Source organism: Microbispora sp. NPDC004025 (assembly GCF_053604425.1).
On the sequence record NZ_JBSGHN010000001.1, the window covers coordinates 809,879 to 827,345 of the forward strand.

Below are 17,467 nucleotides of genomic sequence, written 5' to 3' on the forward strand. Positions count from 1 at the left end.
CTGCTGTGCAGTAAGTTGCTGGAATGGCCGACAGCGACGTGCTCACCTTCCCGCCGGTCGACATCGTGCCCGACGAGCAGCTCGTCCACGCGGTGCGGGAGGTCCCGCTCGTGCGGGACGCCCGCCGCCTCGCCGAGTGGGTCGGGGGCCGCTGCGACGCCTCCGCGCGGGGCGTCTGCGAGGTGACCGAGCAGGGGATGCCGCACCCGGCCGAGGCCGAGGCGGCGGTCGCCGAGCTGGGCCTGGAGGCCGCCAGGCTGCGCCTGCTGTGGGTGGTCGCGGTCAACGGCCGTCTGGTGGAGGTCACCCGGCAGGGCGCCAGCCCCGGGCCCGGCGTGCCCGACCCGATGGAGTTCTGGGACGGCGTGGTCATGGACGTCCTCGACCGGACCGAGGAGGGCCTGACCGGGTCGGCCGTCATCGACGAGCATCTGACCGAGATCCTCGCGACGATCTACTCGGTGCGTGAGGGGATGCCGCTCGCGGCCCTGGCCGGCGGCATCCTCCAGGCCCACGAGGTGGGCTGCGAGGCGCGGCCGGCGGATCTGCGGCGGCTGCGGATGACGCTGCCGGGGGAACTGGCGGCGGCCATGGCGCTGCTGGAGTACTGCGGGCTGATCGAGCTGACCGGCGAGCTGGTCCGGCTCACCCAGCCGGGCGTGTGGGCCGTGCGCCGTGACCTGCTCAGGGAGGGCCACGACGCGCCGTCCCTCGGGGAGGTGGCCGCGCTCGCCGAGCTGGGGGCCGCCGACCTCATCGACGCCATGCTGACCGGCCGCGCCTCGGCCAGCGCCGCCACGCTCTGGCTGGAGCGCCGGGTGCCGGAGGACGCGGCGCGCGAGCTCATCAAGATCGCCGCGTCCGGTAACGCCGCCCAGCGCGGCACCGCGGGGACCGTGCTGGAGGAGCTGGGCCCGGAGGCCGAGCAGGCCGTACGGGAGGCCCTGGACGAGCCGATGATGTGGCGTTACGCCGCGGCGTGGCTGGGCGTGCGCGACCTGGACGCGCCGGCTCTCGGCGAGGGCGACGGCGCCTGGGTCGCGGTGGACACCCTCGCCGCCCTGCTCTACATCGGTGCCCCGGTCGACTCGGTGGCCCACTTCGACCTCCTCGGGGAGGACCTGCTCACGCTGGTGCCCGAGATGGGCCGGGCCGACCACCCCGACGCCCTGGCCGTGCTGGAGATGCTCGGCAGGCACCACCCCGATCCGCTGATCGCGAAGACCGCCAGGAAGACGGCGATGAAGGTGCGCTCACGCCCGTAGACTGGGGTGATCCTCCTCGTGTACGTGACGTGAACGGAGCCAACCCTTGGCCATTCAGCCGATCCGCCTGTTCGGCGACCCGGTGCTGCGCACCCCGGCCGAGCCGGTGGTCGACTTCGACAAGGAACTGCGCAAGCTCGTCAAGGACCTGACCGACACGATGATGGACGCGCCGGGCGCCGGCCTGGCCGCGCCGCAGATCGGCGTCGGCCTTCGTGTGTTCACCTACTACGTGGACGAGCAGCTCGGGCACCTCATCAACCCCGATCTCGACCTCGGCGGCGAGATCGACGAGGAGGGCGAGGAGGGCTGCCTGTCCTTCCCCGGCCTGTCCTACCCGACGCCCCGCGCGATCAGGGCGGTGGCCAAGGGCTTCAACATGTACGGCGAGCCGGTGACGCTCGAGGGCACCGACCTCATGGCGCGCTGCTTCCAGCACGAGACCGACCATCTCGACGGCGTGCTGTTCATCGACCGGCTGGACTCCAAGCAGCGCAAGCTCGCCATGAAGGCGATCCGCGAGGCCGAGTGGAGCGGCCTGTCGGCGCCGGTGGTGAAGATCTCGCCGCACGCCACGCAGGGAAGGGCGCTGTAGTGCGCCTGGTCTTCGCCGGCACTCCCGACACCGCGCTTCCGTCGCTGCGCGCCCTGCTGGACTCGCCCCGTCACGAGGTGGCGGCCGTGGTGACCCGACCGGACGCGCAGTCCGGCCGGGGGCGCAAGGTCCACCCCAGCCCCGTGGCCCAGCTCGCGGAGGAGTCGGGTATCGAGGTGCTCAAACCGGCCAAGGCCGGCGACCCGGAGTTCCTCGGCCGGTTGAGGGAGATCGGCCCCGACTGCTGCCCGGTCGTCGCGTACGGCGCCCTGCTGCCGCAGGCGGCGCTCGACATCCCCCCGCAGGGGTGGATCAACCTGCATTTCTCGGTGCTTCCGGCCTGGCGCGGCGCGGCGCCCGTGCAGCACGCCGTGCTGCACGGGGACGACGTCACCGGCGCCTCGACCTTCCGCATCGTGAAGGAGCTGGACGCGGGGCCGGTCTTCGGCGTGCTCACCGAGCCGATCCGCGCCGACGACACCAGCGGGGCGTTGCTGGCCCGGCTCGCGGAGGCCGGTGCGGGCCTGCTGCTGGCCACTCTCGACGGCGTCGAGGACGGCACGCTGGAGGCGCGCCCGCAGCCCGCCGACGGCGTCAGCCTGGCCCCCAAGATCACGGTCGAGGCAGCCAGGATCGACTGGGCCGCGCCCGCCATGCGGGTGGACCGGCTGGTGCGGGCCTGCACGCCGAATCCCGGCGCGTGGGCCGAGTTCCGCGGCCAGCGGGTCAAGATCGGCCCGGTACGGCTCGCGCCCGACGCGGGCAAGCTCGCCCCGGGGGAGATCTCGGCCACGCGGAAGAGCGTCCTCGTCGGGACCGGTACCCACCCCGTCGAGCTCGGCGAGGTGCAGCCGCAGGGCAAGCGGCAGATGACGGCGGCCGAGTGGGGCCGCGGCGTCCGGTTCGCGGACGGTGAGACCCTGGTCTGAAGGGCCCTCCAGCGGGGCCCGGCGCCGCGCCGGAAGGACGCGGGCGCGGGCGACGGCAGGCACGCCGGGGCGGCGGGCAGCGGGAAGAAGGCCGCCGAGCCCGAGACGGTGGATCAGTGACGGCGGATCAGTGACGGCGGGCCAGTGGTGGCGGAGCCGAAGGCGGCGCATCGGCAAGTGACAGGGTCGAAGGTGGCAGGGTCGAAGGTGACACCGTGAAGCAGGGCAAAGGTCAGGGCGGCGGCGCGCGGCGCGGTCAAGGCGGTGGCCAGAGCGGCGGCCAGAGCGGCGGCCAGGGTGGCGGCGCCGGGCAGGTCCGCCCCGGGCACGGCGGCAGGGCGGGTCACGGCGGGCCGACCGCGCACGCGGCGAAGGCCGGGCAGAGGCAGGGCCGCGGACGCCCGCCCCGCGACGAGGCGCGCAACGCCGCCTACGACCTGATGCGGGCCGTCGACGAGCGCGACGCGTACGCCAACCTGCTCATGCCGACGCTGCTGCGGCAGCGGCGGATCACCGGCCGCGACGCGGCCCTCGCCACCGAACTCGCCTACGGCACGCTGCGCGGCCTCGGGACCTACGACGAGGTCATCGCCGCCTGCAGCGACCGGCCGCCGGAGGAGGTGGACCCGCCGCTGCTCGACGCGGTGCGGCTCGGCGTCCACCAGCTCCTGCGTACGCGGATCCCGCCGCACGCGGCGGTCAGCGCCACCATCGACCTCGTACGGTTGCGTGTGGGGGCCGGGCCCTCCCGCTACGCCAACGCCGTGCTGCGCAAGGTGGCGGGCCGCACGCTGGAGGAGTGGCTGGAGATCGTCGCCCCGCCGCGCGCGCAGGATCCGGTCGGCAACCTGTCGGTCGCCTACAGCCACCCGCGCTGGATCGTCTCCGCCCTGCGGGACGCGGTCGGCGGGGACGTGGACGAGACGGCCGCGCTGCTCGAGGCCGACAACGAGCGGCCCCGGGTGGCCCTGGTGGCGCGGCCGGGGCGGGCCACGGTGGAGGAGCTGGTCGCGGCCGGGGCCGAGCGGGCCGCCTACTCGCCGTACGCCGTGTATCTGCCGGAGGGCGACCCGGGCGCCATCCCGGCGGTGGGGGAGGCGCGCGCCGCGGTGCAGGACGAGGCGAGCCAGCTCGTCGCGCTCGCGCTGACCCGCGTGCCGCTCGACCGCGACGCGACGTGGCTGGACATGTGCGCGGGTCCCGGCGGGAAGGCCGGGCTGCTCGACGCGGTGGCGATGCGGCAGGGCGCCCGGCTGCTCGGCGCCGACGTGCAGTATCACCGCGCCCGGCTGGTGTGGGGCACCACCCGCGAGGCGAAGGTGATCACGGCCGACGGCACCCGGCCCGCCTGGCGGCCCGGCGCGTTCGACCGGGTGATGCTCGACGCGCCCTGCACCGGGCTCGGCGCCCTGCGCAGGCGACCGGAGGCACGGTGGCGCCGCGACCCCCGCAGTGTCCCCGAGCTCACCGCGCTGCAGCGGCGGCTGCTGGACTCGGCGCTCGAGGCCGTCCGGCCGGGTGGCGTGGTGGCGTACGTGACCTGCTCGCCGCACCTGGCCGAGACCCGGGCGGTGGTGGAGGACGTGCGCGACCGGGCCGAGGTGCTTGACGCGCGCGCGTTCCTGCCGGAGGTGCCCGGCCTCGGCGACGGGCCGTACGCGCAGTTCTGGCCGCATCGGCACGGCACCGACGCGATGTTCCTGGCCCTGCTGCGGCGTCCCTAGCGGGTGCCGCCGGCACCGTCGTGAGTCCCCGGACGTCGTGAACACCACGACGTCCTTCTCAGCGAGGGGTGACGTCCGCGTCCGGCGCCGGCCCCGGCCCGTGGCGGCGAGTTTCGCCCGCGGCGGCATATTTCGCGGCCGTTCCCGGGGTGCGGAGGGATCTTGGTTGGTAACGTTCGGGCCGTGCCGCGACCCGGCGGCGCCTTGGTGAGCATGAGGCAGGCCCATGACCACGACCGACTTCGACCGCGCCCGGCTGACCAGCCCGCCGCGCATCCGCTCGCTGCGCCTGGGCGAGCTCACGGTCAGCTTCGTCCCGGACGGGGCGGGGCGCCTGAAGCGCGGATGGCTGCCCGCCGCCACCGCCGCCGACTGGGAGACCCTCCACGACTATCTCGACGAGGACGGCTTCCTGACCGGAGCCTTCGGCGCGCTGCTGGTGGAGCGGGGCGAGCGGGCGCTGCTCATCGACACCGGTCTGGGGCCCGCGTCGCTCCCCGACGACCCCGGCAACCCGCTGCTGGGCAGCCTGTCCGGCGGTGAACTGCTCGACAACCTGCGGCGGCTGGGCCGCGAGCCGGGCCAGATCGAGGCCGTCGCGATCACCCACCTGCACATCGACCACCTGGGCTGGGCCTGGAGCGCCGCCCCCGGCGACGGCGCTCCGCCGTTCGCGCACGCTCCCCACCTCGTCGCCGCACCCGAATGGGAGCGGCGCGAACTGGCCGCCCAGGCCGGGGCGACCGAGGACCGCCTGGCCGCCTTCGCCTCCCGCGTCCGCACGGTCGACGACGGCGAGGAGGTCTTCCCCGGCGTCCGGGCGTCGTTCGCCACCGGGCACACCGTCGGCCACACCACCTACGTCATCACCGGCGGCGACCAGAGGCTCATCGCCTTCGGCGACGCTCTCCACTCGCCGGTCCAGGTCATCCATCCCGAGTGGTCCTGCGCTATCGACCACGACCCCACGGAATCGGAGGAACGCCGCCGCCGCCTGGTCGAGGAGCTGAGCCGGCCCGGCACCATCGGCTACGGCGGTCACTTCGCCGACGTGGTCTTCGGCCGGGCCGAGCCTCGCCCCGACGGCCGGTTCACCTGGGTTCCCGTCGCGTGACCGTTCCGGGCGCCGGGACGGGGCGGGCGGGACGCCCGGCGAAATAGACTGCAGGGACTATGGCCGTTCAGATCTCGCCCAGCATCCTGTCCGCTGACTTCGCCCGCCTCGCCGACGAGGCCGCACGGGTGGAGAACGTCGCCGACTGGCTCCACGTCGACGTGATGGACTACCAGTTCGTGCCCAACCTCACGCTCGGCCTGCCGGTCGTCGAGTCGCTGCTGAAGACCACCTCGACGCCGATCGACTGTCACCTGATGATCCAGGACCCGGACCGGTGGGCGCCGGACTACGCGGAGGCGGGAGCGGCGAGCGTCACGATCCACGCCGAGGCGGCCAAGGCCGCCGTGCGTACGCTGCGGGCGATCCGCGCCGCCGGGGCGAGAGCCGGCCTGGCGCTGAACCCGGCGACCGCCGTCGAGGGATACGAGGACCTGCTCCCCGAGATCGACATGCTGCTCGTCATGACCGTCGAGCCGGGCTTCGGAGGGCAGCGCTTCCTCGACATCGTGCTGCCGAAGGTGTCCCGGGCGAGGGCGCTGATCGACAAGCACGGCGGCGAGGTGTGGCTCCAGGTCGACGGCGGCGTGTCCACGGAGACGATCGAGCGCTGCGCGGAGGCCGGGGCCGACGTGTTCGTGGCGGGCAACGCCGTTTACGGCGCCGACGACCCCGCCCGCGCCGTCTCGGAGCTCAGGAGCCTGGCCGAGCGGGCCACCCCGCCCGCCTGACCAGTCCGCCTGACCAGCCCGCCTCATCGGCCCGATCGGCCCGGCTCCGCGCACGGCGGCGCCGGGCCGTGCAGTCCCCCCGCCGTCCACCGTCGTCCACCGAGTCCACCGGCCGCCCGCGGGGTCCGCGACCGTGGCCCGCGTCAGGCGAGGGCGGGGTCCAGCACGACGTCCTCGCCCTGCGTGGTGGGCGCCTCCGGGAAGTGGCAGGCGGTCAGGTGACCCTCGCGGTTGCCGCTGAGCCGCACCAGGGGCGGCACCTCGGTGGCGCACTTGTCCTGCGCCTTCCAGCATCGCGTGCGGAACCGGCAGCCGGACGGCGGATTGATCGGGGAGGGCACGTCACCGGCCAGGCGGATGCGCTCGCGCGGCTCGCTCGACACGTCCGGATCGGGCACGGCCGACAGCAGGGCGTGCGTGTACGGATGCCGGGGCCGCTCATAGATCGACTGGCGGTCGCCGACCTCGACGATCTTGCCGAGGTACATGACCGCGACCCGCTGGGAGAAGTGCCGCACGACGGCCAGATCGTGCGCGATGAACAGGAACGCGATGCCGAGGTCGCGCTGCAGTTCCTGCAGCAGGTTCACCACCTGCGCCTGGATGGAGACGTCCAGCGCCGACACCGGCTCGTCGGCGATGATGAGCTTGGGGTCGAGCGCCAGGGCGCGGGCGACCCCGATGCGCTGCCGCTGGCCGCCGGAGAATTCGTGCGGGAAGCGGTTGTAGTGCTCGGGGTTGAGGCCGACGATCTCCAGCAGCTCCTGGACGCGCTTCTTCCGCCCGCCGGGCGGGTCGATGTCGTTGACCTCCATGGGCCCACTGATGATCGTGCCCACGGTCTGACGCGGGTTGAGCGAGCTGTAGGGATCCTGGAAGATCATCTGGATCTCGGGCCGGATCGGCTTGAGCTGCCTGCGGGAGCTGTGGCTGATGTCCTGCCCCCGGTACAGGATCTGGCCGGAGGTGGGTTCGAGCAGGCGGGCCGCCAGCCGGCCCGTCGTCGACTTGCCGCAGCCCGACTCGCCCACCAGGCCGACGGTCTCGCCCGCGCCGACCGCGAGGTCGATGCCGTCCACGGCGTGGACGGCCCCGACCTGACGCTTGATCAGCGTGCCGCCCCGTACGGGGAAGTGCTTGACCAGCCCCTTGAGATCCAGCAGCGTCTCGTTCATGCGTCGTCCCCGGTCTGCGTGGTGTTGACGGCCTGCGCGGTGTCGCCGGCCTGCGCGGTGTCATCGGCACGCGCCGTGCCGGCGGCCCGCGCGGTGCGGAGCTCCCTCTTCTGCGCGAGGGTGAGGTAGCAGGCGTCCCCGTGCCCGGTCTCCGGCGACAGGGACGGCCGCTGGTTGAAGCACAACTCCGGCCCGGCGAGCCGCGGGTAGTCGCAGCGCGGGTGGAACGGGCAGCCGGACGGCGGGTTGAGCAGGCTCGGGGGAGTGCCGCGCACCGGCATCAGCGGCACGTCCACCGACGAGTTCAGGCGTGGCATCGACGACAGCAGGCCCCAGGTGTACGGGTGCTGCGGCTCGCGCAGCACCTCGCGTACGGTGCCGCGCTCGGCCGCCCGTCCCGCGTACATCACCAGGACGTTGTCGGCGGTGTTGGCCACCACGCCGAGGTCGTGGGTGATCAGGATGATCGACGTGCCGAACTGCTGCTGAAGCTCCTTGAGCAGGTCGAGGATCTGCGCCTGCACCGTCACGTCGAGCGCGGTCGTCGGCTCGTCGGCGATGAGCAGGTCGGGATCGCACACCAGCGCCATCGCGATCATCGCGCGCTGCCGCATGCCGCCGGAGAACTCGTGCGGATAGCTGTCGACGCGGCGCTCCGGCTGGGGGATGCCCACGCGGCGCAGCATCTCGATCGCCCGCTCGCGGGCGTCCTTCTTGCTCGCGCCCTTGTGCTTGCGGTAGACCTCCCCGATCTGCCGGCCGATCGTGTGGAACGGCGACAGCGCGGTCAGCGGATCCTGGAAGATCATCGCGACGCGGTTGCCGCGGAGCTTCTCCATCGTGCCGCGGCCCGCCGAGAGCAGCTCCTCGCCCTCCAGCCAGATCTCGCCGCCGATCTGCGTATGGGCGGGGTCGTGCAGGCCGAGGATGGCGAGGTTGGTCACCGACTTGCCCGATCCGGACTCGCCGACGATGCCGAGCGTGGTGCCCTTCTCCAGATCGAAGGACAGACCGTCGACGGCGTGGACGATGCCGTCCTCGGTGCTGAACTCGACGGTCAGATCGCGGACGGACAGGAACGGCCCGGGGCCGCGCGAGGTCCCCGCTTCGCCGCTCCACGACACGGTGGTCACTTGCTGCTCCAGTTCCAGGTTCGACTCGGTGGGGCGGGGCTCAGCCCAGGCGGACCCGCGGATCGATGAACGCGTAGAGCACGTCCACGACGATGTTCAGCAGAACGATCGCCGCCGCGCCCACGATGGTTACGCCGAGCAGCATCGGCAGGTCGGTGTTCTGCACCGCCCGTACGGCGAGCTCGCCGATGCCGTGCAGGCTGAACGTCTGCTCGGTGATGATCGCGCCGCCCAGGAGCGTGGCCAGGTCGACGCCGAAGATCGTGACGATCGGGATCATCGCGCCTCGCCAGGCGAAGCGGAAGAAGACCGCGCGGTTCGACATGCCCTTGGCGCGCGCCGTGCGCACGTAGTCCTCGGCGAGCTGTTCGACCATCTGCGACCGGGTCATGCGCGTGTAGTTGGCGGTGAAGATGATCGACAGCACCACCCACGGAAGCATGAGGTGGGTGAACCACTCCAGCGGACTCTCGGTGATCGGCACGTAGGACGGGCGCGGGATCAGCTGCATGGTGTCCACGAGGTAGAACGCCAGCAGCGGCCCGACGAAGTAGATCTGCAGCGAGGCTCCGATGACCGACGACGCGCTGGCGACCTTGTCGAGCGGCTGCCCGACCTTCCAGGCGGCGATCATGCCGGTGAGGATGCCGAACGCCAGGATGACCACGGACGCGCCGAGGGTGAGCGACAGCGTCACCGGGAACCGGTCGACGATGGCGCCGAAGACGGGCTCCTGCGTGGCGAAGGAGTAGCCGAGGCACGGCGCGGGGCACTCGCCGAACTGGACGAAGTCACGGCCCACGAAGATGCCCAGGAGCCAGTGCCAGTACTGCACGAACAGCGGCTCGTCCATGCCCAGGTTGTGGCGGATCAGCGCCAGCGTCTCGGGCTGGCAGATCTTGCCGCAGAAGGCCCGGGCGGGGTCACGCGGAATCGCGTAGAAGAGGTAGAACGTGATCGCGCTGATGATCAGCAGGATCACGAGGGCGCCGGCGACGCGGCGTGCCAGGAAACTGGTCATGGTCTCGCACTTGCTCCTGCGGGGCGGGACGGCGGGGGCCCGTCGCCCCGCCCGCGGGGAGCGGGGCGACGGACCCGGGTGCGGCTACTGCTTGACGTAGATGTCGAGCGCCGACTGCTCACCGGTGAGCGGGTCGAACTGCACCCCGCCCAGGCCGGAGCCGTACAGGCCGAAGTAGGTCTGGTAGTACTCGGGCACGATGGCGGCCTGCTCCATGATCATGCGGTCGATCGCGGCCCACGCCTTGCCGGCCTCAGCGGCATCGGTGATCGCGTTGGCCTTGTCGATGGCCTCGTTGATCTCCGGCACGTTGAGGTGCGTGTAGTTCGGCGCGTTGTCCGAGATCAGGCGGCCGTCGTACTGCGGCTGGATCGCGGTCGAGCCGGTCGGCCAGTCGGCCGCCCAGCCGCCCCAGTAGACGTCGAACTTGTTGTCCACCGGGCCGATGGCGTCGTAGTACGTCGTCGGGTTGAGCGGCTTGGCCACGACCTTGAAGCCGGCCTTGCTCAGCGCCTCCTTGATGGCGACGGTGATCTTCTCCTGCGTCGGCGTCTGGTTGTAGGCGTAGACGACGGTCGGGTTCGGGTTGCCCGAATCGGCCAGCAGCTTCTTGGCCGCCTCGGGGTCGCCCTCGGGCTTGGCCAGCTTGCCGTACAGGTCGAACGCCTCGTAACCGAGGACGGTCGGGCTCATCACGGTCGTGGCGATCTTGCCGGTGTTGACCTCGCCACCCTCGATCTGCTGGATCTGCTTCGCCGGCCAGGCGGTGATGATCGCCTTGCGGACGTTGACGTCGGTGATCCGCTTGGTGTTGATGTTGTAGAAGGTGGTGAACGGCGTCAGGCCCTGCACCGACCGCTTCATCAGCTCGGCGTTGCCCAGCACCTCCTGGACCCGCTCGGCCGCGACCGCGTTGTGGAAGGTGAACGCGTTCTTGTCGTTGCCGGTGTCGGCCATGAAGCGCTCGGTGGTCTGCTGGGCCTGGACCCCGAACTCCATGTGGAACTTGTCCGGGTAGGCGTGCCGGATCGGGTCGGTCTTCGGGTCCCAGTGCTCGTTGCGCTCCAGGTCCAGGGACTTGTCCGTGATGTGGCTCACGATTTTGTACGGACCGGACGAGAACGGCTGCTTGTCGTACTTCTGCTTGGTGTCCTGCGCCTTGGGCACCGCGCCGTAGCCGGTCATGGCCACGGTGAAGTTGAAGTCCGGGTGCGCGTCGTTGAGGTGGAAGACCACCGTCTTGTCGTCCGGCGTCTCGATGGTGTCGAGCCCCTTGCCGTCGTACGGGCCCTTGTACTGCTCGCGGAACGGCTTCTTCGGGTCCGGGACCAGCCACGTCTCGGCGTAGTCCGGGCCCTCGGTGATGAAGTCGGCGAACAGGCGCTCGAAGCTGTACTTGATGTCAGCGGAGGTGATCGGAGTGCCGTCCTGCCACTTCAGGCCGTCCTTGAGCGTGAACTTCCACGTCTTGCCGCCGTCCTCGGTGGTGCCGGTGTCCGTGGCCAGGTCGCCGACGAGCTTGATGTTGCCCGACTCGTCCTTCTTGTAGTTCGTGAGCTGGCGGGTGAACAGCGCCGAGACCGAGGAGTTGTAGTTCACATAGACGCGGCCCGGGTCCAGGTGGCTGAAGTCGTCGCGGTCGATCATGTAGACGGTGCCGCCGGACTTGGCGCCCTGGACCTCCGGGGCGGGGCCCGTGGAGTCCTGGGCGGTGCCGACCGCGATCGCGCTGACCGCCTTGTTCTCGAGCGGCTTCTGGGAGGTGCTCGCGGCGCCCTGGGGCGCCCCGCCGCCACCGCCCTTGGCGCAGCCGGCGAGGGCGAGCGCGCCCGCCGCGAGCACGGCCGTCATCGAGGCGATCCGCCTGCTATGCGATCTCATATGGTCCTTCCTATGGGGGAGAGCGCGTGTCGTCAGCGCTTGGTCTTGGGGTCGAAGGCGTCGCGGATGGAGTCCCCGAGCAGGTTGAAGGCGACGACGAAGATCAGCATCGACACGCCCGGGAAGATCAGGTACGTCACGTCGGAGTGGTAGACGTTGGCGCCCACCTGGAACATCCGGCCCCAGTCGGGGGTGGGCTCGGTCATGCCGACGCCCAGGAAGCCGAGGCCCGCCTCGGCGCCCACGTACAGCGGCAGCGCGAGGGTGGCCTGGATGATGATCGGCGTCCAGAGGTTGGGCAGCAGTTCCTTGAAGATGACGCGGCCCGGGGAGGCGCCCGTGACGCGGGCGGCCTCGACGAACTCACGTGTCCGCAGCGACAGCACCTGGGCGCGTAGCAGGCGGGCGATCGTGGCCCAGCCGAGGACGGTCAGGACGACGCAGATCGACACGTACCGGAGCCAGACCGGCGTCTCCTCCTCCGGCAGCACGATCGCGGCCTCGACGACCGGCAGGAAGACGATGAGGAAGAGCTGCGAGGGGAAGGCCAGCAGAGTGTCGATGACACGACCGATCACGTAGTCGGTCTTGCCGCCGAGGTAGCCCGAGGTGATGCCCATCGCGACGCCGATGATCGTCGTGATCACGGTGACGATGACCGCGATGCTCAGCGACGTGCGGATGCCGTACACGAGCTGCATGAACACGTCGCGGCCCAGGCCCGGCTCCAGGCCGAACCAGAACTCGCCGCTCATGCCGCCGTTCGGGGCGATGGGATAGCCGTAGTCGTTGAGCAGGCCCGGCTGGTTCTGCCCGTATGTGGTGTACGGGTCCTTGCCGTACAGGGCGGAGATCACGGGTGCCAGGAGCGCGATCAGGAAGAACGCGAGCACGATGATCGCCGAGACCACGCCGGTCTTGTCGCGCCGGAACCGGCGCCACATGAGCTGACCGGGCGAACGGCCGACGATGGCGGGACCGGACCCGGACGGCGCCGTCGTCTCCACGGAGTCCGCGGCGGCGTCGTCGGTCGTGGTCGAGGAGGGGAACGTCATGGTGCGGTGCTCCCGGATGGACCATTAACGATCGGAAGAGATCCGACTATAGGGAACCCTGGCAACTAATTTTGCGTGGGTCAATCACTTGAGGCGGGCAGTTCGCCACTTGCTTGCTTCGTTGTGCAAAGTAAATCACCTTGTGTCCTGCGACCGCATTGACCTCGGTATACGCGGCACGGGAGACTGCTTATTACATAAATGTTGTTGTGTCACAACTTTGTGACACAACCCGCACGTTCCTGAGACTGAGCGCATCCGATAAGTGTGTGCCGCAGATCACCGCAATCCCGCGCTAGGGCAACGAGCCGGGCATCGCTACACTGGCGGGTAGCAGAGCAGCGTGCTCCGGGGTCGGTGTAATTCCGAACCGGCGGTGACACCCCTGCCCCCAGGGGTGACAGTCCGCGACCCGGCCGAAGCCATCGGCCGGTGGACCTGGTGAGATTCCAGGACCGACGGTGAAAGTCCGGATGGGAGGAAGCGCGCGAACGGGCGGCCATGGTGCCGCCGGGCGGCCGTGTGGCCGCGCCGGCAGCGATGCCGCCCGTGCGGGTGATGCGAGGCCGCATCCCCGACCATCCCCGGGGCCCGCCGTAGACAACGGCGAGAGGAAGACCGGGGTGACCTCAGGGGACATCCTTCACATGCGGCGCGCCATCGCGCTCGCCGCCCGGGGCCTGGGCGGCACCAGCCCCAATCCCGTCGTCGGCTGTGTGGTCCTCGACCCGTCGGGCGAGGTCGCGGGAGAGGGCTTCCACGCCTACGCCGGCGGCCCCCACGCCGAGGTCGTGGCGCTGCGCGAGGCGGGCGGACGGGCCAGGGGCGGCACGGCCTACGTCACTTTGGAGCCCTGCGACCACACCGGCAGGACCGGCCCCTGCACCGGCGCCCTCCTGGAGGCGGGCGTGGCCCGCGTCGTCGTCGCCGTCTCCGACCCCAATCCCAAGGCCGCCGGCGGAGCCGCCACCCTGCGGCGGCACGGCGTCGTGGTGGACGAGGGCGTGCTGACCGCCGAGGCCGAGGAGGTCAACGCCGCCTGGCTGACCTTCGTGCGGGCCGGCAGGCCGTACGTGACCTGGAAGTTCGCCGCCACGGTCGACGGGCGCTCGGCGGCCGAGGACGGCACCAGCCAGTGGATCACCTCGCCGGAGGCCAGGGCCGACGTGCACCGCCTGCGCGCCGCCGCCGACGCCGTCGTCGCCGGCATCGGCACCGTGCTCGCCGACGACCCCCGGCTCACGGCCCGTGTTCCCACCCCGTCGCGCGCGGCGCCCGTGCTGCGCGTGGTCGTGGACCCGGGCGCCCGCACCCCCGCCACGGCCCGCGTCCTCGACGACGAGGCCCCCACGCTGGTCGCCGTGGCCGAGGACGCCGCCGTCCCCGCCCACCTGTCCCGCCACGCCGTACGGCTCCCGCGGGTCCCCGGCGGGATCGACCTGCACGCCCTCCTGGCCGAACTGCACGCCAGGCAGGTCGTGAGCGTGCTGGTCGAAGGCGGGCCCACCCTCGCGGGCGCCTTCCTCCGGGAGGGCCTGGTCGACCGGGTCGTCGGCTACCTCGCCCCGGCGCTGCTGGGCGCGGGGCCGGCCGCGCTCGGCGCCGCGGGAGTGTCGACGATCACCGAGATCCACCGGCTGGAGTTCGCCGAGGCGACCCCCGTAGGACCGGACCTCAAGCTGGTCCTGCGTCCGAAGTCCCCTGTGTCTCGGGAACCCGCCGTGTCTCCGGAAACCACCGTGCCCGCGGAGTCCTCCGGCCGCACGTCCCCTAAGGAGAGCTGAATGTTCACCGGAATCGTCGAGGAGCTCGGCGAGGTCGTGGCACTCGAGCCGCGGGGCGACTCCGCGCGCCTCACGGTGCGCGGCGCGGTCGTCACCGGCGACGCCCGGCACGGCGACTCGATCGCCGTCAACGGCGTCTGCCTCACGGTGGCCGAGGTCGAAGGGGACTCCTTCACCGCCGACGTGATGAGGGAGACCCTCGACCGGTCCTCGCTCGGCGCCCTGCACCCCGGCGCGCGGGTCAACCTGGAGCGCGCCGTACGGGCCGACCAGCGCCTCGGCGGGCACATCGTGCAGGGCCACGTGGACGGGACCGGGGAGGTGCTGTCGCGCGAGCCCGGGGAGCACTGGGAGGTCGTACGGCTCTCGCTGCCCGCGAACCTCGCCCGGTACGTCGTGGAGAAGGGCTCGATCGCGGTGGACGGCGTCAGCCTCACCGTGTCGGGTGTGGCGGAGGACTCCTTCGCCGTCAGCCTGATCCCCACCACCCTCGGCCTCACCACGCTGGGCCGCAAGCAGCCCGGCGAGCCGGTCAACCTCGAGGTGGACGTGATCGCCAAGTACGTCGAGAAGCTCACCCAGGGAGCGCGGGCATGAGCTGGACGGACGCGGCGGCGTTCTACGTCTTCGGCAAGCCCGTGCTGTGGACCGACCTGGTGGGCAACGTGTGCGCGCTCGGCACGGTCTGGCTCGCGATCAGGAGGACGATCTGGACCTGGCCGGTGCAGCTGCTCGGGTCGGTGCTGCTGTTCGTGGCGTCGGTCAGCGCGCACATCACCGGCAACGCGCTCAAGCAGGCGCTGTTCGGCATCCTGGCCGTCTACGGCTGGGTGAAGTGGTCGCGCGGCACCCGCGGCGGCGCCGAGCTGCCCATCCGCTCGGCACGGCTCAAGGAGCGGGCGACGCTCGTGGGCGTCATGGTCGCCGGGACGGTCGCGGTCGCCCTGCTGTTCACCTATCTCAACGCGCGGGGCCTGAACATCTCCTGGGCGCCCTGGCCCGACGCGTACATCTTCGTCGGCAGCGCGGTCGCGACGTGGGCGCAGGGCAGGGCCCTGGTCGACTTCTGGATCGTCTGGGTCGCCGTGGACCTCGTCGGCGTGCCGCTGGCGTTCAGCTCCGGGCTGGTGGTCTCCGGCCTGGTCTACGGGGTGTTCTTCGTAATGGTCATGATCGGTTTCCGCGGCTGGCTGCGGCAGTCGCGCGAGTTGCGGGCGGTGGTGGCATGAGTGGGATAAGGCTGGACCCGATCGAAAGGGCCGTCAACGACATCAGGGACGGGCGGCCCGTCGTGGTCGTGGACAACGAGAACCGGGAGAACGAGGGCGACCTCATCTTCGCGGCGTCCAAGGCGACGCCGGAGCTGGTCGCTTTCATGATCCGCTACACCAGCGGCGTGATCTGCGTGGGCATGGAGGGCGCCACGCTCGACCGGCTCGGCCTGCCGTTGATGGTGCAGGACAACCGCGAGCGCCTGCGCACGGCGTACACGATCAGCGTGGACGCCAGGGACGGGGTGACGACGGGCATCTCCGCCGCCGACCGGGCCAAGACGATCAGGACGCTGTGCGACTCGGCCACCGAGCCGTACGAGCTGGTCCGGCCGGGGCACATCTTCCCGCTGCGGTACCGCGAGGGCGGCGTGCTGGTGCGGCCCGGGCACACCGAGGCGTCGGTGGACCTGGCGAGGCTGGCCGGGCTCTCCCCGGCCGGCGCGCTCGCCGAGATCGTCAACGACGACGGCACGATGGCCCGCCTGCCCCGGCTGCGCGAGTTCGCCGACGAGCACGACCTCGCGCTGGTGTCGATCGAGCAGCTCATCGAGCACCGCCGCAGGTCCGAGCGGATGGTCACCCGGGTCGCCGAGACGCGCATCCCCAACCGGTACGGCGTCTGGCGCGCGTACGGCTACGCCAGCGCGCTCGACGGCGGCGAGCACGTCGCGCTGGTGTACGGCGACATCGAGGACGGCGAGAACGTGCTCGTCCGGGCGCACTCGGAGTGCCTCACCGGCGACGTGCTCGGCTCGCTGCGCTGCGACTGCGGCGTGCAGCTCGACACCGCGATGCGCATGATCGCGGAGAACGGGCGCGGCGTGATCGTGTACCTGCGCGGCCACGAGGGGCGGGGCATCGGCCTGCTGGCCAAGCTGCGGGCCTACAGCCTGCAGGACGACGGCAGCGACACCGTCGACGCGAACCTGGAGCTGGGGCTGCCGGTGGACGCCCGGGAGTTCTCCAACGCCGGGCAGATGCTCGCCGATCTCGGCGTGAAGTCGGTGCGCCTGCTCACCAACAACCCGGCCAAGGTGCGGGGGATGGACGGGTACGGCATCAAGGTCCTGGGCCGCGAGCCCATGCCGGTGGCGATGAACCCGTACAACGAGAGGTACCTGACGGCCAAGCGCGACCGGCTCGGCCACGAGATCTCCGGCGGGGTCCCGCGCGACATCCACGGCGAACACTTCGGCAGGGAGGCGTCATGAGCGAGCGAATCGGTGAACGCGGCGTGGTCCGCTCATGCGGCTCCGGGCCGTCAGGCGAGGAGGGCGTATGAGCGGCGAGGGACGACCGGACGCGGGGGCGGTGGACGCGGGCGGGCTGACGGTCGGCGTCGTCGCCGCCCGGTGGCACGAGAAGATCACCGACCAGTTGCTGGCGAGGGCCGAGCGGGCGGCACGGGACAGCGGCGCGACCGTGGTCACGGCCCGGGTGGCGGGGTCGCTGGAGATCCCGGTGGTCGCGCAGGCACTGGCCCGGCGCTGCGACGCCGTCGTCGCGCTCGGGGTGGTGATCCGGGGGGAGACGGCCCACTTCGACTACGTCTGCGACTCGGTGACCGCGGGCCTGACCAGGGTCTCGCTCGACGAGTCGACCCCGGTGGGCAACGGGGTGCTGACCTGTGACACCCTTGATCAAGCGATCGAGCGGTCCGGCGTGCCGGGCAGCAAGGAGGACAAGGGTTACGAGGCGACGATCGCAGCCCTGGAGACCGCGCTCCTCCTGCGCGGCCTCGCCGGCTGACCTCGCCCGAACCTCGTAGCCGCAGCGCTCGCATCCG

General features: G+C 71.6%; 16 protein-coding genes and 1 riboswitch. Of the genes, 11 read left to right on the top strand and 5 right to left on the bottom strand.

What is annotated here, in order from left to right; all coding sequences use genetic code 11:
- The first annotated feature begins 23 nt into the window (after positions 1-23).
- The 6 genes from ACWEQG_RS03975 (at position 24) to rpe (ending at position 6,358) form a co-directional block, all read left to right on the top strand.
- A complete protein-coding gene (locus ACWEQG_RS03975) occupies positions 24-1,265 on the top strand; it encodes a hypothetical protein (RefSeq protein WP_452281506.1) in 1,242 nt (413 codons plus the stop codon).
- A gap of 46 nt (positions 1,266-1,311) precedes the next feature.
- Positions 1,312-1,860, top strand: coding sequence for a peptide deformylase (def, locus tag ACWEQG_RS03980; protein ID WP_452281508.1), 549 nt, complete (start codon positions 1,312-1,314; stop codon positions 1,858-1,860).
- Entirely contained in the window at positions 1,860-2,789 is a 930-nt protein-coding gene (fmt, locus tag ACWEQG_RS03985; protein WP_452281510.1) for a methionyl-tRNA formyltransferase, read from the top strand. Before def ends, fmt begins: the two co-directional genes overlap by 1 nt.
- A 440-nt stretch (positions 2,790-3,229) precedes the next feature.
- Positions 3,230-4,513, top strand: a complete 1,284-nt coding sequence (locus tag ACWEQG_RS03990; RefSeq protein ID WP_452281655.1) for an RsmB/NOP family class I SAM-dependent RNA methyltransferase — start codon at positions 3,230-3,232, stop codon at positions 4,511-4,513.
- Positions 4,514-4,739: 226 nt separating this feature from the next.
- On the top strand, positions 4,740-5,627 hold the full coding sequence (locus tag ACWEQG_RS03995; protein WP_452281512.1) for an MBL fold metallo-hydrolase: 888 nt from the start codon (positions 4,740-4,742) through the stop codon (positions 5,625-5,627).
- Positions 5,628-5,686: 59 nt separating this feature from the next.
- Positions 5,687-6,358 (top strand): ribulose-phosphate 3-epimerase, encoded by a 672-nt coding sequence (rpe, locus tag ACWEQG_RS04000; RefSeq protein WP_452281514.1) that lies wholly within the window; start codon positions 5,687-5,689, stop codon positions 6,356-6,358.
- 143 nt (positions 6,359-6,501) lie between these two features.
- Here rpe and ACWEQG_RS04005 read toward each other — a convergent pair whose 3' ends face one another.
- The 5 genes from ACWEQG_RS04005 to ACWEQG_RS04025 form a co-directional block, all read right to left on the bottom strand.
- Complete coding sequence (locus ACWEQG_RS04005; protein ID WP_363470262.1) at positions 6,502-7,533, bottom strand: ABC transporter ATP-binding protein; 1,032 nt, start codon at positions 7,531-7,533, stop codon at positions 6,502-6,504.
- Positions 7,530-8,666 carry an ABC transporter ATP-binding protein gene (locus ACWEQG_RS04010; protein WP_452281516.1) on the bottom strand — a complete coding sequence of 379 codons (1,137 nt, stop codon included), beginning with the start codon at positions 8,664-8,666 and terminating at the stop codon, positions 7,530-7,532. The genes ACWEQG_RS04005 and ACWEQG_RS04010 overlap by 4 nt, the downstream gene beginning before the upstream one ends.
- 40 nt (positions 8,667-8,706) lie before the next feature.
- The gene (locus ACWEQG_RS04015; RefSeq protein WP_452281518.1) at positions 8,707-9,687 is read right to left on the bottom strand and encodes an ABC transporter permease; all 981 of its coding nucleotides are present in this window, start codon (positions 9,685-9,687) and stop codon (positions 8,707-8,709) included.
- 84 nt (positions 9,688-9,771) lie between these two features.
- Positions 9,772-11,568 carry an ABC transporter substrate-binding protein gene (locus ACWEQG_RS04020; RefSeq protein ID WP_452281520.1) on the bottom strand — a complete coding sequence of 599 codons (1,797 nt, stop codon included), beginning with the start codon at positions 11,566-11,568 and terminating at the stop codon, positions 9,772-9,774.
- Positions 11,569-11,600: 32 nt separating this feature from the next.
- Positions 11,601-12,623, bottom strand: a complete 1,023-nt coding sequence (locus ACWEQG_RS04025; protein WP_452281522.1) for an ABC transporter permease — start codon at positions 12,621-12,623, stop codon at positions 11,601-11,603.
- A gap of 339 nt (positions 12,624-12,962) precedes the next feature.
- A riboswitch (FMN riboswitch) is annotated at positions 12,963-13,114 on the top strand.
- Between the two features lie 132 nt (positions 13,115-13,246).
- Here ACWEQG_RS04025 and ribD point away from each other — a divergent pair.
- The 5 genes from ribD (at position 13,247) to ribH (ending at position 17,430) form a co-directional block, all read left to right on the top strand.
- Positions 13,247-14,407, top strand: coding sequence for a bifunctional diaminohydroxyphosphoribosylaminopyrimidine deaminase/5-amino-6-(5-phosphoribosylamino)uracil reductase RibD (gene ribD / locus ACWEQG_RS04030; protein ID WP_452281524.1), 1,161 nt, complete (start codon positions 13,247-13,249; stop codon positions 14,405-14,407).
- Positions 14,408-15,004, top strand: a complete 597-nt coding sequence (locus ACWEQG_RS04035; RefSeq protein ID WP_452281526.1) for a riboflavin synthase — start codon at positions 14,408-14,410, stop codon at positions 15,002-15,004.
- Positions 15,001-15,636, top strand: coding sequence for a nicotinamide mononucleotide transporter family protein (locus tag ACWEQG_RS04040; RefSeq protein ID WP_452281528.1), 636 nt, complete (start codon positions 15,001-15,003; stop codon positions 15,634-15,636). The genes ACWEQG_RS04035 and ACWEQG_RS04040 overlap by 4 nt, the downstream gene beginning before the upstream one ends.
- A complete protein-coding gene (locus ACWEQG_RS04045) occupies positions 15,633-16,892 on the top strand; it encodes a bifunctional 3,4-dihydroxy-2-butanone-4-phosphate synthase/GTP cyclohydrolase II (protein ID WP_363470284.1) in 1,260 nt (419 codons plus the stop codon). Before ACWEQG_RS04040 ends, ACWEQG_RS04045 begins: the two co-directional genes overlap by 4 nt.
- Positions 16,893-16,959: 67 nt before the next feature.
- Entirely contained in the window at positions 16,960-17,430 is a 471-nt protein-coding gene (ribH, locus tag ACWEQG_RS04050; RefSeq protein ID WP_452281530.1) for a 6,7-dimethyl-8-ribityllumazine synthase, read from the top strand.
- Positions 17,431-17,467 lie beyond the last annotated feature (37 nt).

Coding starts and splice junctions, on each gene's coding strand:
- ACWEQG_RS03975 (WP_452281506.1), top strand. CDS start 24: ATGGCCGACAGCGACGTGCTCACCTTCCCGCCGGTCGACATCGTGCCC.
- ACWEQG_RS03990 (WP_452281655.1), top strand. CDS start 3,230: ATGCGGGCCGTCGACGAGCGCGACGCGTACGCCAACCTGCTCATGCCG.
- ACWEQG_RS03995 (WP_452281512.1), top strand. CDS start 4,740: ATGACCACGACCGACTTCGACCGCGCCCGGCTGACCAGCCCGCCGCGC.
- rpe (WP_452281514.1), top strand. CDS start 5,687: ATGGCCGTTCAGATCTCGCCCAGCATCCTGTCCGCTGACTTCGCCCGC.
- ACWEQG_RS04005 (WP_363470262.1), bottom strand. CDS start 7,533: ATGAACGAGACGCTGCTGGATCTCAAGGGGCTGGTCAAGCACTTCCCC.
- ACWEQG_RS04015 (WP_452281518.1), bottom strand. CDS start 9,687: ATGACCAGTTTCCTGGCACGCCGCGTCGCCGGCGCCCTCGTGATCCTG.
- ACWEQG_RS04020 (WP_452281520.1), bottom strand. CDS start 11,568: ATGAGATCGCATAGCAGGCGGATCGCCTCGATGACGGCCGTGCTCGCG.
- ACWEQG_RS04025 (WP_452281522.1), bottom strand. CDS start 12,623: ATGACGTTCCCCTCCTCGACCACGACCGACGACGCCGCCGCGGACTCC.
- ACWEQG_RS04035 (WP_452281526.1), top strand. CDS start 14,408: ATGTTCACCGGAATCGTCGAGGAGCTCGGCGAGGTCGTGGCACTCGAG.
- ACWEQG_RS04040 (WP_452281528.1), top strand. CDS start 15,001: ATGAGCTGGACGGACGCGGCGGCGTTCTACGTCTTCGGCAAGCCCGTG.
- ACWEQG_RS04045 (WP_363470284.1), top strand. CDS start 15,633: ATGAGTGGGATAAGGCTGGACCCGATCGAAAGGGCCGTCAACGACATC.
- ribH (WP_452281530.1), top strand. CDS start 16,960: ATGAGCGGCGAGGGACGACCGGACGCGGGGGCGGTGGACGCGGGCGGG.